Here is a 16371-nt window from a genome sequence, read left to right as displayed (position 1 = left end):
AGGGGCGCTGGCGTGCAGCGGCGGTCAAGCGGGGCCGCCGGCACCCAGGTGGGTGCGCATCCGGTCGATCGCCGAGCGCAACCGAGACTTTACCGTACCGACGGGAAGGCCCGTGATGATCGCGAGTTCGCTGTGCGAGTAGCCGCGGTAGTACGCGAGTTCGACCAGTTCCCGGTGCGGCCCTTCGAGGCCCTGCACGGCGCGTTCGGCCAGAATGCGGTCGGCGGGATCGGCGGCGGTGGTGGGGGCGTCCCAGTCCTCGATTTCCAGGTTGGTGTCGGGCCGGTCGCGGAGTTCCTGCAAGAAGCGGTGGTGGGCGATGCTGACCAGCCAGGTCTTGGCGCTGGCGCGCTGCGCGTCGAAGCGGGCGGCGTGCCGCCAGGCGTTCATGAAGGCGTCCTGCACGCAGCTTTCCACGTCGTCGGTCTGACGGAGCATGCGGTGCCCCAGCGAGTACAGCAGCCGTGCGTAGCGGCGGTGCAGTTCCTGCAGGGCGTCCTCGCGGCCCTGGGCCATCGACTGGATGAGGGCCTCGTCGGGCAGGTCTGGATGAAGGGAAGGCAGGCTCATGGGTTGCTGGTCAGCCTATCAGGCGGGCCGGGAGGCGGTTGGTCTGAAATACCCCCTTCGCGCCGTGGTGTTCTTCCGTCAGGCCTGCGGGGTGACGCTGGTGGCCGGCACGGCGGCCGACGCGGGCACGGCCGCCGCGACCGCGACCGGTGCGGGCTGGGTTACCTGCGGGGCAGGCGCGTCGATGTTCATGCTGTCCTTGAGGCCCTGGGTGCTCTTCCGGAATTCGCGCAGGCCGTGCCCGAGGCTCTTGCCGAGTTCCGGGAGTTTGCGCGGTCCGAAGACGACCAGGGCGACAAGCAGGATCACAATCAGTTCAGGGGCGCCGATGTTGGGCATGGGGTTCTCCTTCGTTCAGGGGTGGGGCCGGGGGAGGGACGCTGGCGTCCCGTCCCCTCTGCACCCGGGGGGGGTCAGGCTGGCCCTGACCGGGCCTTATACGGACTCCGATTGAATGGGCTGCAAAGCCCGCTGGGTCCGGGCGAAGCGAGTGGGAGCTTGGCGGGTTCCGGACGTGGAGTCGGCAATCCGGTGGAGTTCCGGATTGTCGGCGAAACAAACGGAATCCGTATTACTTGATCAACGGTTTGACGATCGCCAGGACCTCGTCCATGCTCAGCGGGACCCAGAAGTCCGTGGGCGTGGGCGAGAAGTCCGCGTCGAAGTCCGCGACGCTGGTGCTGCTGGGTTTCGCGTCACTCTGCGGGGCGCGGCCGGTCTGGCGGGTGGGTTTGGTGTTGAAGCCCATCTGCGTCCGGAGTTCCTGGATGCCGCTGGCGTGGTTGGCCTCGACTGCCAGGATGCTGGCGGCGGCCGTCAGGACCGCGCCGTTCATGAGTTTGTCCGCCTGGCCCAGGTAGGCGCGCACGCCGACCGGTTCGAGGGTGGCGGCGAGCTGCAGGAACGAGCGGTCGTTCTGGGTGCTGCCGTCCCCGATCAGGGGGCTGAAGTCGAAGGTGGGTTTGGCGACCGGGGTCCCGCCGAGGCTGGTGATGGTCTGCTTGAGGGCGTCCACGTGCGCGACCTCGTGCGCTGCCAGCTGGCGTGCGTAGGACTTGACGCGGGCGTCCGTGAGCTTGCCGGCCAGCGCTCCGCTGGAGAAGGCGGTGTAGAACTCGGCTTCCAGGTACTCCAGGGTCAGGGCGTAGTTCAGGATGGTCAGGTCCTGCGCGGCGCTCTTGGTGCTGACGCTGGTGGCGGCCAGCGCGGGCAGGCTCAGGCCGCCCAGGGTCAGGGCTCCGGCGCTGGCACCGGCGAATTTCAGGAAGGAACGGCGGTTGGGTGTGGTCATGGTGGTCTCCTTTCCGTGCGGGGCCGCTTTACTTGATGACGGGCTTGACGATCGCGAGGACTTCCGCCATGGTCAGGGGCTTCCAGAACGCCGTGGGCGTCGGCGAGTAGTTCGCGTCGAAGTCGGCGGCACTGGTGCTGGTGGGCTTGGCGGCGCTCTGCGGGGCGATGTCGGTCTGCCGTTCGGGGGCGCGGTTGAAGCCCAGCTTGACGCGGAGTTCCTGCACACCGGAGACGTGGTCGGCTTCGACGGCGTGAATGGCGGCGGCCGCGGCGATCAGCTGGGGGTTGCTGAGACGCGCGACCTGCCCGAGGTAGGCGCGCACGCCGATGGGCTCGAGGGTGGCGGCCAGCTGCAGGAACAGCTCGTCGTTCACGGTGGCGCTGCCGATCAGGGGGCTGAAATCGAAGGTGGGCTTGGCGACCGGGGTGCCGCGGATGTCGCGGATGGTCTGGATCAGCGCCTGCACGTGAGAGGCCTCGTGCGCCGCGAGTTCCTTGGCGTACTCCTTGGCGCGGGGGTTCAGCAGTTTGCTGGCGTAGGCCCCGGTGTCGAAGGCCGCGTAGAACTCGGCTTCGAGGTACTCCAGGGTCAGCGCGTAGTTCAGGATGTCGATGTCCTGTTTCTCGGCGGCGGTAAGGTCCGGGAAGGTGACCCCGCAGGAGACCAGCGTCATGCCTCCACCGAACAGTGCGGCGTATCCCATGAACTGGCGGCGTGAGGTGCTGTTGGCGGGTGTGTTCTGGGTGTCCTCCGGCATTGAAGCCTCCCTTGAGCGGTGCGCGCTTGCCCGGTCCTTCCCTCCTGGGTGGGAACCTGATCTGGCGTCGGGGGGCGCGGTGCGCCCGACCCTCTTCCTCGCTCGAACAGCCATATGCGGGGACCGGCGGATCGGATCACGGGTGCGCCGGACCGTGAAGGCCGCGTGAAGCCCGCCGGGCGGCGGGGGCCTGGAGTACACTGCGCGCCGTGAATGACGCGCCGCGCCCCGATTCCCGGACCCTGACCGCCGCGCCCGGCCGGCTGGACGCGGTGCTGTCCGCCCTGACCGGCGCGAGCCGCTCGCAGGTGGCCGCGTGGATCACGGGCGGGTTCGTGCAGGTGGCGGGACAGGCAGCCCTGAAACCCGCCCTGAAACTGAGGGGCGGTGAGGCGCTCACGGTGACGGTGCCGCCCCCGCCGGACGCGACGGTGGTGGCCGAGACCGTGCCGCTGGACGTGCTGTTCGAGGACGAGCACCTGATCGCCGTGAACAAACCGGCGGGCATGATCACGCACCCGGCGCCGGGCGTGACCACCGGCACGCTGGTCAACGCGCTGCTGGGCCGCATGAGTCTGCCGGAGCAGGACGGGCACGACGGCCCGGACGGCTACCGCCCCGGCATCGTTCACCGCCTGGACCGCGACACGAGCGGCGTGATCGTGGTCGCCAAGACGGTCACGGCGCACGCGCGGCTCGCGGCGGCCTTCAAGGACCGCGAGACCCGCAAGGTGTACCTGGCGCTGGCGGCCGGCCAGTGGAAGGCGCTGGAGGCCGTGCAGGTGGACGCCCCGGTGGGCCGGCACCCGGTGCAGCGGCAGCGCATGACCGTGGGTGGCGCGCAGCCGCGTGACGCGCAGACGCTGTTCACGCCGCTGGACACCCTCCCGGACGGCCATGGGCGCACGCTGACGCTGGTGCGGGCGCAGCCGCGCACGGGCCGCACCCACCAGATCCGGGTGCACCTGGCGCACCTGGGCAGCCCGATCCTGGGAGACGCCGTGTACGGCCGCCCCAGTGAGCTGATGGCGCGGCACGCGCTGCACGCGCAGTTTCTGACCATTCCGCATCCCGTGACCGGGCGGGCGCTGCAGCTGCACGCCCCGGTTCCGGACGACATGCTGAGCGCCTGGGTGACACTGGGCGGCCGGCTGCCCGAGGGCCTGGAGCGCCGTCCGGACGTCCGGGGCGCCGGGTAGCGCCGGCCGCGGTCGCGCCGGACTTCCGGACGGCCCGGTGTTCCGCTAGACTGACCGGCACATCACTTCAGTCCGGGCGCGGCCCGGCGGTGCCCCGGGGAGTCCTGCGCGACTGGCTGGTGTTTCTGCGCGGCACTTGCAATCAGGCGAGAAAGCCTGTAGTATTTCAATTCGTGCGCCGCAGCGGGAGATACCCGGGCGGCTGGAGAGTGCCCCCACTTTCAGGACATGCGTGATGCCGGGTTTCAAGGCGTTTGCTGGTCACTGGGGCTGTGCTTTCCCGAAAGGACCACAAATGAACTTTGACCAACTGATTGCGCCCGAACTCGCGGCGCGTCTCGCCGAGCGCGGTATCACGGAAGCCAGCCCCATCCAGGCCGAGAGCCTGCCCCACACCCTGCAGGGCCGCGACATGATCGGCCGCGCCCGTACCGGGACCGGCAAGACCCTGGCCTTCGCGCTGCCCATCATCACGAAGCTGGAACCCAGCCGCGAACGTGGCCGTCTGCCCCGCGCCATCGTGGTCGCCCCGACCCGCGAACTCGCCAAGCAGGTCGCCGAGGAATTCAGCAAGAGCGGCCAGGGCCTGACCACCGTCACCGTGTACGGCGGCGCCGCCTACGCCCCCCAGGAGAACGCGCTGCGCCGCGGCGTCGACGTGATCGTCGGCACGCCCGGCCGCCTGATCGACCACATCGACCGTGGCAACATCGACCTGACCGCCGTCGAGTTCGCGGTGCTGGACGAGGCCGACGAGATGCTCAGCGTGGGCTTCGCCGACGCCATCGAGACGATCCTCCAGCGCACCCCCGAGGGCCGCCAGACGCTGCTGTTCAGCGCCACGCTGACGAACGACATTCACCGCCTGTCGAAGAAGTACCTGAACAACCCCATCGTGATCGACATGGTCGGCGAGGGCAAGAGCCAGGCCGCGCAGACCGTCGAGCACCTGAAGATCCGCGTGGGCCGCGCCCGCACCCGCGTGCTGGCCGACCTGCTCACCATCTACAACCCGGAAAAGGCCATCGTCTTCACCCGCACCAAGCGTGAAGCCGACGAACTGGCGAACGAACTGATCCACCGCGGCATCGAGTCCGAGGCGCTGCACGGCGACCTCGCGCAGAGCCAGCGTGAACGCGCCCTGGGTGCCTTCCGCAACGGCCGCGCCAACGTGCTGGTCGCCACCGACGTGGCCGCCCGCGGCCTGGACATCCCGGAAGTCGACCTGGTCGTGCAGTACCACCTGCCGCAGGATCCCGAGAGCTACGTGCACCGCTCCGGCCGCACGGGCCGCGCGGGCCGCACCGGCACCGCGATCATCATGTACGGCGACCGCGAACAGCGCGAGGTGATGGGCCTGGAACGCGTGACCGGCGTGCGCTTCATCGAGCGTCCCCTGCCCACCCCCAAGGAAGTGCAGGGTGCGAGCGCCCGCAGCAGCGCCGAGATGGTCCGCAAGGTCGACAGCGGCGTCGCGCAGACCTTCCAGGCGGAAGCCGAGCGTCTGTTCAGCGAACTGGGCCTGGAAGCCCTGGCCCGCGCGCTGGCCAAGATCAGCGGCGTGACCGAACCCGTGAAGGCCGCCAGCCTCCTCAGCGGTGAGGAAGGCCAGACGACCATCATCCTGCACGCCGAGCGCATGAGCGTGGCCCGCGCCGTGGCGCTGCTGGCCCGCAACGCCGACATCGACACCCGCCGACTGGGCAAGATCCGTCAGTGGCGTGGCGGCGCGGTGGCCGACGTGCCCAGCGAACTCGTGCAGAAGCTGATGAGCGCCAGCCCGCTGGAAGGCGAAGTGACCGTCGAGATCGCGCAGGAACTGCCGGAACTGTTCGAGCAGCCCACCCGTGAACGCCGTGAAGGCGGCTACCAGGGCGGCGGCCGCAGCGGCCGCGACGAGGGCGGCTACCGTGGCGGCGGCCGTGGCGGGTACCAGGGTCAGGGCGGCGGCCGTGGCGGGTACCAGGGCGGCAACCGTGGCGGTCAGGGTGGCGGAGGCGGCCAGGGTCGCTGGAGCCGTGACCGTGACGACCGTGGTGGCCGTCCCCGCGAGGACTTCGCGGACCGCGAATTCGTTCCTGCCGGACGCTGAGTTCCGCTGATGTTGTGAACGGGACAGACGGAATCCGTATGACCCGCACCTGAAAACCCGAATCTGCAAGCCCCTGTTCTTCCCTGTGGAGAACAGGGGCTTATACGGATTCCGTTTGTTTCGCCGACCATCCGGAACTTCACCGGATTGCCAGCTCCACGTCCGGAGGGGCGTTTCTCTCCTTCTCTGCGGAGCAGCTCTCCGAGTCGCATCCGCTCGGATTGAACGGGCGTTGCAGCCCATTCAATCGGAGTCCGTATTATTCGGTGCCCGGAGTCCCGGCAGCCGCAAAAGCAGTGGCCGCCACTTTCGTCCGCCATCAGAGAAGGACAATTGGCAATATGAAGAAACTCACATTCGCGCTGCTGCTGCTGGGCTCCAGCACCGCCCAGATCGCCCTCAGCCCCGACCTGAACGGCAGCTGGAAGATCGTCGGCTGGACCCTCCCCGACGCCGTACCCGTCAAGAACCGCCTGCCGCAGCTGAACATCCAGGGCAGTCGGCTGACCGGAACCACCGGCTGCAACCGCCTGAACGGCACGCTGCGCCTGAACGGCAACAGGCTCACCTTCAGCGCCATCAACACCACGCGCATGGCCTGCCCAGAAGCGGTCGCCGCCCAGGAACAGGCGCTGCTCAAGGCGCTCTCCGGCCGCACCCTGACCGCCACGCGCGTGCAGGACAGCCTGACCCTCGACACCGGGGCCGGCATGCTGAACATCCGCCGCATGACCATCCAGGCCCCCTGAACGCCGGTCAGGCAGGGCTCAGGGTTCCCGGCCAGCACTCAGCCACGCCGCTTCGAACGCACCCACCGGCTGCGGCGCGTGCGCCCGCGCCCAGGCGGCCGCCCCGGCCACGTCGTACGCAGCGCGGCGGAACTCCGGAGTCCAGCACCCGGCGCGGCGGGTCAGCAGCCCCCAGCGGGCCAGCGGCAGCCCGTCCTTCTGACGGGACACCGGACCGACATTCATGACCGTCACGCCGTCCACGACCGTCAGCATCTCGCGGTGCGTGTGACCCACCACGCAGACCTGCCCTCCCCCGTCCGCCGTGAAGCCGTCCAGTCGCTCGCGCAACTCCGCGAACCGCGCCGGGCGGGTCCGGCCAGCCGGAGTCCCGGTCAGCATCAGGTCCTCCCAGGGGTTGCGGGGACTGCCGTGCGCGGCGCGCACCTCTCCTCCGGCCACGTCCAGTCGCACAGGCAGGTCGGCCAGTCGCACGGGGAGGTCCGGGGGCAGTTGCGAACGCAGCCACTCACGCATGCCCTCCCGCCCGTCCCGCAGGCCCGCCACGCGCTCGTCGGTGTTGCCGCGCACGCTGGGCGGCGCGAACTGCGCCTGTAACGCCCACGCGGCGGCCGGATCGGCAGCCCCCCACACCGTATCCCCCAGGTTCAGGATCAGGTCCGGCGAGGCCGCGCGAATGTCGTTCAGCACGGCCCGCAGCGCGAAGGCGTTGCCGTGCACGTCGGACAGGACGGCGATTCTCAGCGCCGACCACCTGCGCCGGGACGCCGCACCGCCGCGAAGATCAGCGAGAATAGCGCCACCGTCACCACGTACCCCACCAGGGACGCACCGGGACTGAACACCGGGCTCAGGACGTCATCCGCGAACTTGTAGATGGCGTACGGCACCGCCCACCCAAGCGCGAACAGGCCCGTGCGCCGCAGGTAATCCGGGGTGACGCTCGCCTGCGGGAAGTACCGCATGGGCAGCAGCATGGCGGGCAGCAGCAGCAACTGCGCGGCGTAGAACCACCACGGCAGCCGGTCCAGACCGTAATCCAGCGCGGCAAACACGATATTCACAGCAGCGATCACCAGACCCGTGATCAATGCAGTCCTCAGGAGCGGAGTCTTCACGAGCCCATGCTGCCACGCCCGGCCGCACCAAACGACCCGCCGGGATAAAGACACCTGTATCCGGACTGCCGTCTGGTTCGTCAAGCGATCGGAACACACCACCGATCTGTCAACTCCACGCCCGGAGGAGCGTTTCTCTCCTGCACGCTCTGCAATTCCGCCCGGGAAGAGTTGCAACCCTTGCAACCGGAAGCTGGATTACCCGCCCGTGCCCGCCATGATGGCCTGCGCCTGCGCGGAGGCAAGCTCGAACGCGGAGGTCCGGCCGGGGCGGATCTGAAGCATGGCGATTTCCAGGATCATGTGACCTCCTGCATACCACGGGGAGACCAGTGCACCCGGTCTCCCCGTCCTTCAGCCGCGAAGCGGCGAACCCATCACCCTTCTACCATCACCTCATACGGATTCCGTTTGTTTCGCCAACAATCCGGAACTTCACCGGATTGCCGGCTCCACGTCCGGAACCCGTCTCTCTCTTACTCTGCGGAGCAGCTCTCCGAGTCGCATCCGCTCGGACCCAGCGGGCCTTGCAGCCCATTCAATCGGAGTCCGTGTCAGATGCGGCCGGGGGCGAATTCGCCCTGGCGGCGTTCGGCGCCCATGCCGGCGACGATCATGTTCTGGATGCGGATCCAGGCGCGGGCGCTGGATTCGACGACGTCGGTGGAGACGCCGCTGCCGTGCAGCAGGGTCTCGCCGTGGCGGGCGCTGATGCTGACCTCGCCGAGTGCGTCGCCGCCGCCCGTGACGGCCTGAATCCGGTAGCTTTCCATGGTGGGGGCGATGCCCGTGATGCGGTTGATGGCCTGCACGGCCGCCTCAACGGGACCGTCGCCGTGCGCGGTGGCCTCCACGGATCCGTCGGGGGTGGTGAGGCGCACGAAGGCGACGGGGGTCATGTTCATGCCGCTGGTGATCTGGAAGGCTTCCAGCGTGAAGGTCTGCGGGACGTCGGTGCGGGCGTCGACCAGGGCGCGCAGGTCCTCGGCGAAGATCTGGCCCTTGCGGTCGGCGAGGTCCTTGAAACGGGTGAACAGGTGCTGCACCTTGTCGTCGGGCAGGTCCGTGTACCCCAGGTCGGTCAGGGCCTTGCGGAACGCGGCGCGGCCCGAGTGTTTGCCCATGACCAGCACGGCGGCCTCGCGGCCGACCAGTTCGGCGTTCATGATCTCGTACGTCTCGCGGGCCTTGATCACGCCGTCCTGGTGGATGCCGCTCTCGTGCGCGAACGCGTTGTCACCGACGATGGCCTTGTTGGGCTGCACGGGCATGCCGCTCAGGCGGCTGACCAGTCGGCTGGCCCGGTACAGTTCGCGGGTGCGGATGCCGGTCTCCAGGCCGTAGTGGTCGCGGCGGGTGTGGAAGGCCATGACCAGTTCTTCCAGGCTGGCGTTCCCGGCGCGTTCCCCGATGCCGTTGATGGTGCATTCGATCTGCCGGGCGCCCCCCTCGGCCGCGGCGATGGAGTTCGCGACGGCCATGCCCAGGTCGTCGTGGCAGTGGGCGCTCAGAATGATGTGGGCGGGAATGGCGGCGCGGATCTCGCTGAACATCGCGCGGATCTCCTCGGGGGTGGTGTAGCCGACGGTGTCGGGGATGTTCAGGGTGGTCGCGCCGGCCTCCACGGCCGCCCTGAAGATGCGGATCAGGAAGGGAATGTCGCTGCGGGTGGCGTCCTCGGCGCTGAATTCCACGTCGTCCACGAAGGTGCGGGCGTAGGTCACGGCCTGCACGGCGCGCTCCACGACCGCGTCGGGTTCCAGTTGCAGTTTCTTCTGCATGTGAATGGGACTGGTCGCGATGAACGTGTGAATGCGGGGTTTAGCGGCGGCCTCGACGGCTTTCGCGGCGGCCTCGATGTCGGGCCGGGCGGCGCGGGCCAGTCCGGTGATGATGGGGCCGCGCACCTCGCGGGCGATGCGGCTCACGCCTTCCAGGTCGCCGGGGCTGGCGATGGGGAATCCGGCCTCGATGACGTCCACGCCCAGGCGGGCCAGCTGGTGCGCGATCTCCAGTTTCTGCGAGTGGTTCAGGGCGACCCCCGGCGACTGTTCGCCGTCGCGCAGGGTGGTGTCGAAGATGATGATGCGGTTCGGGTCGGTGATCTGGGTCATGGCGCGGCTCCTGTGGGGTGGCGGGCGGGGCGTGGGCGACGGGGGGCGGCATGAAAAAACCCCGGAGGGCGTTCCTCCGGGGGCGTTCCAGGCATGTGCTGCTTGCCGTTCACTCCACCGGAGGACGGGTAAGAAGAAGCAGACCGAACGCGTTCATGACCCGGAGTGTAAGCGTCCGCCGAGGCCCGGTGCAAGAGTTGTCTGGAATACGGGCGTTTGGGTGACGCGGATTCCGTCTGTTGCGTTCACAGCCCGGAGCGGGGGGCGCGTCGGACCGCGTGACGGCCGGAACCGCAGGGGCCAGCGCCACGCACCTCAGCGGACCCGCACCTGGAAACACAGGCTGCCGGTCTCGCCGCTGGCGGCGCTGCCCAGCGTGACGGTGACGTTCTGACCGCCGAGACTGCCGGCGTCGGTGTCGGCCGCGCCGGTCAGGTCGGTCACGACGCCCGCGCGGGTCAGGCGGAGGCTGCGGCCCGCACCGTAGGCGTCGGCGAGCGGGTCGGTCTGAGCGGGCGCGGTGTCCCGCAGGACGAAGTTCACGGCGTCCCCACCGTTGACACGGTAGGCGATGCAGTACTCCAGCGTGTCGCCCGGCAACGCGACGGACGTGGTGCCGGAGGGGTCGGCGCGCGTGACGTTCCGGACAGTCTTGCTGAGCAGCACCTCGGGCGGCAGGGCCGTGACGGTCACGGCGTCCGTGTCGCCGTTGTTCCCGGTCTGCGCGGCCATCTCTGCGCCGCCGGACACGCTGGCCGCGTTGGTGTACGTGCCGGCCGCGTTGACCAGTACCCTGAGCGTGAGGTCCGGGTAGCTGCTTCCGGCACTCAGGGGGTCGCTGCGGACGCAGCTCAGCGGCGACAGGGTGCAGGTCCAGCCGCTGCCGGTGAATCCCTGCGCGGTCATGCCGGCGGGGAGCGTGTCGGTCACGGTGACGGTGCCGGCCGTGGGCGCGGGACCGGCATTCGAGACGCGCAGCGTGAAGGTGCCGGGCAGGCCGGTGCGGAAGGTCCCGGTGTGGCTCTTGTCGAGGCCGAGGTCCGGGCCGGCGACGGTCACGCGGGCCGGCTGGTCCCCGGCGGCGACCGGGTCGCTGTCGCTCGTGTCCGACACGGCCGTCCCGAGGGTCTGCTGGCGGTAGTTGACGGTGCCGGTGTTGTCGATGACCGTGCCGCCGGGCGTGCCGGCGTTCACGGTGACGCGGAAGCGCACGCGGCTCTCCTCGTTCGGCAGGACCGAGCCGCCCAGGGTGGCGTTCGCGCCGGTCCCCACCCGGAACACCACGCGGTTGCCGGCAGCGTCGAATTCGGCCTGGTCGTCGCCGGCCAGGTCGGTTTTCGTGCCGGCGTTCGCACCGGTCACGGTCATGGAACCGGGCAGGTAGGTGGTGCCGGCCGGGATGGGGTCGGTGAGGATGACGTTCAGCGCGCCGTCGTTGCCCTGGTTGCGGATCACCAGTTCGTATTCCAGGGTGTCACCGGGAATAAGGGGGCCGCCGTTCAGGTCGGTGACGGTCTTGGTCAGGGCGTCTTTGATGTTCGGGACGAAGATCTCGGTGGCGAGGGTGATCACGCCGGGGAAGATCACGTCGTTACCCGTGCCGATCACGCGGACCACGGCGGAGGTGCTGCCGTTCGGGAGGGGTGTGTTCGGCGTGAAGGTGTCGGTGTCCACGCCCAGCGTGTTCGTGAAGGCGGGGGTGCGGCCGCCCGTGACGTCGGTGCCGCCACCCGCCACGCCCGTGGTGGTGGAGATGGTGGAGTTGAACACGTCGTTGACCGGGTTGACGGTGTTCGACACGGTGTTCAGGGTGGCGGTGGTCGGCCCGAAGCGCAGGCTGCCCTGCGGGGTCGCGGCCGACCCTTCCTGAGAGCCGCGGTCGCCGTCGTACGCGACGACGCCGATGGTACTCCTGACCGTGCCGACGCTGGGCGTGATGAAGCCGCTCACGGCGATGTCCACGGGGGCGGCGGGGTCGCTGGCCTGCAGGAAGCCGTCGAACACGGCGAGGTTGCGGGTGGGTTGCGTGGCGTTGCGGTACGCGACGACCAGGGTCCACCCGGCCCAGCTGTTCGTTCCGGCGGTGCTGGCGATGTTCCCGACGGTGTACGTGCCGCTGCCACCAGCCTGCAGGAGCGCAGTGACGTCCGCGAAGGACTGGTAGTTGCTGCCGATGACGCTGGTGCGCGTGGCGGTCAGGGCGACGCTGCTCCCGGCGGTCACGGGCGTGGCGAGGCGCACGGCGGCGCGGTTGGTGGCGCTGGTACTGATGCCCGACCAGTACAGGCCGGCGAACAGGACGCTGCTGCCGCTGCCCAGGGTCAGGGTGGCGGAACTGGAGTTGCTGGTGGCGGCGTCGGTGTCGGTGTCGATGGCCTGCATGTACACGCCGTTGTTGGTGGCGGTTCCGCCCGACCGGGCCGTGTTGCAGGCCGTGATCTGCGTGGCTGTGGCGGGCGCGACTGTCAGGCAGTGGAAGTTCACGTTCCCGATCAGGACGATGTCGCCGTTCGTGGCGGTGTTCGCGTATCGGGTCCCGAAGGCCTGCTGCGCCGACGCACCTCCCAGCAGGGCCAGAAGGCTCAGCAGCGTTCCCAGCAGGGGCGGCAGGGTCCTCGGGAGGCGTGGTGGCGGTCGCATGGTGGCTCTCACCTTAAGCGGCGGCGCATGTCGAATTCCTCACATCCGATACGGACTCCGATTGAATGGGCTGCAAAGGCCGTTCAATCCGAGCGGACCCGTAGAGCTGCGCAGCAGAGCGAGCAGGAGCTGGGCGGGTTCCGGACGTGGAGTTGACAGATCGGTGGTGTTCCGATCTGTGAATGAAACAAACGGCAGTCCGTATGAGCACTCCCCCGCCGGGGGCACGGTGGCGCAGCAGAAGGAGGCCGGGCCTCCCCTCACGGAGTGCCCGGCCCACCCTGATGACGCCTAGACTTCGAGTGCTTTCTTGGTGATGAAGGGCATCTGGTCGCGCAGTTCCTTCCCGACGACTTCCAGGGTGTGGCCGCGCATCTTGCCGCGCTGCTCCTCCATGAACGGGAAGCCGGCCTCGGCGTCCGCGATGAAGCGCTCGGCGAACTTGCCGGTCTGGATGTCCTGGAGGACGCGGCCCATCTCGGCTTTCGTCTCGGCGGTCACGACGCGGGGGCCGGTCACGTAGTCACCGAACTCGGCGGTGTTGCTGATGCTGTGGCGCATGCCCTCGAAGCCCTTCTCGTAGATCAGGTCCACGATCAGCTTCACCTCGTGCAGCGTCTCGAAGTACGCGATCTCGGGCTGGTACCCGGCCTCGACGAGCGTCTCGAAGCCCGCCTGGATCAGGTGGGTGACGCCGCCGCACAGCACGGCCTGCTCGCCGAACAGGTCGGTCTCGGTCTCTTCCTTGAAGGTGGTTTCCAGCACGCCGGCGCGGGTGCAGCCGATGCCGCTGGCGTACGCCAGGGCGATGTCGCGCGCCTTGCCGGTGGCGTCCTGCTGCACGGCGAAGATGCCGGGCATGCCCGCACCGTCGGCGTAGACGCGGCGCAGCATGTGACCGGGGCCCTTGGGCGCCACGAGGAACACGTCCACGCCGGCGGGGGGCGTGATGCGGCCGAAGTGAACGTTGAAGCCGTGCCCGAAGGCCAGCGCCTTGCCGTCCGCGAGGTTCGGGGCGATGCTCTGCTCGTACACGGCGGGCTGCTGCTCGTCGGGGATCAGGAGCATGACCACGTCCGCTTCCTTCGTGGCGTCCTCGATGCTGGCGACGCGCAGTCCGGCCTGCTCGGCCTTGGCGCGGCTGGCGCTGCCTTCACGCAGGCCCACGACCACATTGAAGCCGCTGTCCCGGAGGTTCTGCGCGTGCGCGTGCGCCTGGCTGCCGTAGCCGATGATGGCGATCAGCCGGTTCTCGATGGGGGCGGTGCTCACGTCGCGGTCGTAGTACATTTTTGCAGCCATGTTGGGGATTCTCCTACAGAAAGTGGGTGGGGGCAGGGTGTGGGCTAGGCGGGTTCAAGGGGGAGATGGTTGATAGTTGAAGGTGGATGGGTTTTCTTTCGACCATCGACCATCGCTAGAACAGGTTGGGGACTTCGCGGGCGCGTTCCTCGCGGGGCTGTTCGATCTGCACGGCGGGCCGGAGGGCCTGCGTCTCGCCGTGGTACACGTGGCCGGGAATGTCGGCGTTGCTGCCGCGTGTCAGGGCGATGCGGCCGGTACGCATGGTTTCCAGGATGCCGAAGGGACGCATCTGCTCGATGAAGGCGGTCAGTTTGCCCTCGTCGCCCGTGACCTCGAAGGTCAGGGCGTGGCGGCCCACGTCCACGATGCGACTGCGGAAATCCTCGGCGATCTGACGGACCTCGACGCGGTTCTCGGGCGTGATGGCGACCTTCACGAGCACCAGTTCGCGGTCCACGTACTTCTCGAGGCTGTGGTCGATGATGCGGACCACGTCGTGCAGTTTCTCCAGTTGCCGGATGGCCTGCTCGACCACGCCCCGGTCACCGCTGACGACGATGGTCATGCGGGACACGCCGGGGTGCTCGGTGCTGCCGACCGACAGGCTCTTGATGTTGTAGCCGCGCCGGCCGAACAGGGCCGTGATGCGGGTCAGGACGCGGGGTTCGTCGCGGACCAGGATGGACAGCAGTTGCTCGGGGTTCGGTTCGCGCTGGTGGGGAATGGTTGCCTGTGTCATGCGTTGCGGGCCTCCTCGGCCACCTCGGCCATCTCAGGCTGGGGGGTGCGGGCGGGTTCGGTTTCCAGCATCTCGTACAGCGCCGCGCCGGCCGGGACCATGGGGAACACGGCGTGCTCGTGCGGCACGACGACTTCCAGCAGGGCGCTGTTCGGGTCGGCCAGCCACGCGTCGATGGCGGCCGGGAGGTCCTCGGCGCTGCTGGCGCGGTAGCCGGGCACGCCGTACGCGTCGGCCAGTTTGATGAAGTCCGGGTTGCTGTCGCCCAGCCAGACCTCGGAGTAGCGTTTGCCGTGGAACATCTCCTGCCACTGGCGGACCATGCCCAGGAACGAGTTGTTGATGATGCAGATCTTGACGTTCCGCACGTCGTACATCTTGAGGGTCGCGAGTTCCTGCGCGGTCATCTGGAACCCGCCGTCCCCGGCGATGACGACGCTGCGCACGCCGGGTTCGGCCATGCCGGCGCCGATCGCGGCGGGGAACCCGAAGCCCATGGTGCCCAGCCCGCCGGAGTTGATCCAGCGGCGGGGTTTCTCGAAACGGGCGAGCTGCGCGGCGAGCATCTGGTGCTGGCCCACGTCGGAACTCAGGATGTCGTCCGGGCGCAGGCGGTCCACGACCGATTTCACGGCGTACCCGGCGCCCCAGTGGTCGGGCAGCTGGGTGCGGGACTTCCACTCCTCAAGCTGCGCCTTCCATTCGGGGCGGTCCAGGGGGGAGGCGCCCTGCGCGAGCATCTGCGCGGCCACCTTCGCGTCACCGCGCACCGGGACGTGCGTGCGGATGATCTTGCCGATCTCGGCCGCGTCGAGCTCCACGTGAATGATGCTGGCTTTCGGCGCGAAGCCGTTCACGCGGCCCGTCACGCGGTCATCGAAGCGCAGGCCGATGCCGATCAGGACGTCCGCCTCGCTGATCGCGCGGTTCGCGGCGACGCTGCCGTGCATGCCGGGCATGCCCAGCCACAGGGGATCGCTGTTGGGGAAGGCGCCCAGGCCCATCAGGGTCGTGATCACCGGGATGTCCCACGCGCGGGCCAGGGCGGTGACCTCGGCGGCGGCGTCCAGGCTGCCGCCACCCACCATGATCACGGGCCGCTGCGCCGCGCGGATCAGTTCCAGGGCGCGGTCGATGGCGTCCTGGCTGGGCGCCGGGATTTCCGGGCGGGCGTGCGGGACGGGAATCTCGCCGTGGTAGGGGGCAAGCTGGATGTCCTTGGGAATGTCCACCAGCACGGGGCCCGGCCGGCCCGAACGGGCGATGCGGATCGCCTCGGCCACGATGCGCGGCAGGTCCTGCACGTCGCGGACCACGTAGTTGTGCTTGGTGATGGGCAGCGTGATGCCGGTGATGTCGGCTTCCTGGAAGGCGTCGGTGCCCATCAGGTGCGAGGCGACGTTCCCGGTGATGGCCAGCAGCGGCACGCTGTCGAGCATGGCGTCGGCCAGTCCGGTCACGAGGTTCGTGGCGCCGGGGCCGCTGGTGGCCATGCACACGCCGATCTCGCCGGTCGCCTTGGCCCACCCTTCTGCGGCGTGCGCGGCGCCCTGCTCGTGGCGGGTCAGGACGTGCCGGACTTCCGGGTAGTAGGTCAGGGCGTCGTACACGGGCATGATCGCCCCGCCGGGGTAGCCGAACACGGTGCTGACGCCGTGGCTGGCCAGCGTGGCCCACAGGGCCCTGGCGCCGTTCATGTCACCGCGCCCGGACTGGCCGGGTTCCTGCTTCGTCTGGTCGTTCGCGCTGTCTGAACTCATGACTCCTCCTTACCTGCCTGCTGGACTGCCGTGC

Annotated in this window: 14 protein-coding genes; 3 read left to right on the top strand and 11 right to left on the bottom strand. The window is 69.1% G+C overall.

What is annotated here, in order from left to right; all coding sequences use genetic code 11:
• Positions 1–24 precede the first annotated feature (24 nt).
• The 4 genes from ABDZ66_RS02170 to ABDZ66_RS02155 all read right to left on the bottom strand — a co-directional run bounded on the left by ABDZ66_RS02170 (position 25) and on the right by ABDZ66_RS02155 (position 2621).
• A complete protein-coding gene (locus ABDZ66_RS02170; RefSeq protein WP_343755544.1) occupies positions 25–570 on the bottom strand; it encodes an RNA polymerase sigma factor in 546 nt (181 codons plus the stop codon).
• Between the two features lie 78 nt (positions 571–648).
• On the bottom strand, positions 649–909 hold the full coding sequence (locus ABDZ66_RS02165; protein WP_343755542.1) for a twin-arginine translocase TatA/TatE family subunit: 261 nt from the start codon (positions 907–909) through the stop codon (positions 649–651).
• Between the two features lie 232 nt (positions 910–1141).
• A complete protein-coding gene (locus ABDZ66_RS02160) occupies positions 1142–1861 on the bottom strand; it encodes a ferritin-like domain-containing protein (protein ID WP_343755540.1) in 720 nt (239 codons plus the stop codon).
• A 28-nt stretch (positions 1862–1889) separates the two neighbouring features.
• Entirely contained in the window at positions 1890–2621 is a 732-nt protein-coding gene (locus tag ABDZ66_RS02155; RefSeq protein ID WP_343755538.1) for a ferritin-like domain-containing protein, read from the bottom strand.
• Positions 2622–2830: 209 nt separating this feature from the next.
• On the opposite strand from ABDZ66_RS02155, the gene ABDZ66_RS02150 reads away from it, so the two are divergent.
• The 3 genes from ABDZ66_RS02150 (at position 2831) to ABDZ66_RS02140 (ending at position 6661) form a co-directional block, all read left to right on the top strand.
• Positions 2831–3820 carry an RluA family pseudouridine synthase gene (locus tag ABDZ66_RS02150; RefSeq protein ID WP_343755536.1) on the top strand — a complete coding sequence of 330 codons (990 nt, stop codon included), beginning with the start codon at positions 2831–2833 and terminating at the stop codon, positions 3818–3820.
• Positions 3821–4115: 295 nt separating this feature from the next.
• Positions 4116–5912 (top strand): DEAD/DEAH box helicase, encoded by a 1797-nt coding sequence (locus ABDZ66_RS02145; protein ID WP_343755534.1) that lies wholly within the window; start codon positions 4116–4118, stop codon positions 5910–5912.
• A gap of 341 nt (positions 5913–6253) precedes the next feature.
• Positions 6254–6661, top strand: a complete 408-nt coding sequence (locus tag ABDZ66_RS02140; RefSeq protein ID WP_343755532.1) for an META domain-containing protein — start codon at positions 6254–6256, stop codon at positions 6659–6661.
• A gap of 18 nt (positions 6662–6679) precedes the next feature.
• On the opposite strand, the gene ABDZ66_RS02135 is transcribed toward ABDZ66_RS02140, so the two are convergent.
• The 7 genes from ABDZ66_RS02135 to ilvB form a co-directional block, all read right to left on the bottom strand.
• On the bottom strand, positions 6680–7381 hold the full coding sequence (locus ABDZ66_RS02135; RefSeq protein ID WP_343755530.1) for a metallophosphoesterase family protein: 702 nt from the start codon (positions 7379–7381) through the stop codon (positions 6680–6682).
• 20 nt (positions 7382–7401) lie between these two features.
• Positions 7402–7725: a hypothetical protein gene (locus tag ABDZ66_RS02130; RefSeq protein ID WP_343755528.1), complete on the bottom strand. Its 324-nt coding sequence runs from the start codon at positions 7723–7725 to the stop codon at positions 7402–7404.
• A gap of 608 nt (positions 7726–8333) precedes the next feature.
• The gene (locus tag ABDZ66_RS02125) at positions 8334–9893 is read right to left on the bottom strand and encodes a 2-isopropylmalate synthase (RefSeq protein ID WP_343755526.1); all 1560 of its coding nucleotides are present in this window, start codon (positions 9891–9893) and stop codon (positions 8334–8336) included.
• Positions 9894–10208: 315 nt separating this feature from the next.
• Positions 10209–12533: a hypothetical protein gene (locus tag ABDZ66_RS02120; protein WP_343755524.1), complete on the bottom strand. Its 2325-nt coding sequence runs from the start codon at positions 12531–12533 to the stop codon at positions 10209–10211.
• A 291-nt stretch (positions 12534–12824) separates the two neighbouring features.
• Positions 12825–13835, bottom strand: a complete 1011-nt coding sequence (gene ilvC / locus ABDZ66_RS02115; protein WP_343755522.1) for a ketol-acid reductoisomerase — start codon at positions 13833–13835, stop codon at positions 12825–12827.
• 115 nt (positions 13836–13950) lie between these two features.
• Positions 13951–14577: an acetolactate synthase small subunit gene (gene ilvN, locus ABDZ66_RS02110; RefSeq protein ID WP_343755519.1), complete on the bottom strand. Its 627-nt coding sequence runs from the start codon at positions 14575–14577 to the stop codon at positions 13951–13953.
• Positions 14574–16274, bottom strand: a complete 1701-nt coding sequence (ilvB, locus tag ABDZ66_RS02105; protein ID WP_343755843.1) for a biosynthetic-type acetolactate synthase large subunit — start codon at positions 16272–16274, stop codon at positions 14574–14576. Before ilvB ends, ilvN begins: the two co-directional genes overlap by 4 nt.
• Positions 16275–16371 lie beyond the last annotated feature (97 nt).

Origin of the sequence: Deinococcus depolymerans, from assembly GCF_039522025.1 — a bacterium.
GTDB classification, from domain to species: domain Bacteria; phylum Deinococcota; class Deinococci; order Deinococcales; family Deinococcaceae; genus Deinococcus; species Deinococcus depolymerans.
This window is presented reverse-complemented; position numbering and strand designations above follow the sequence as displayed.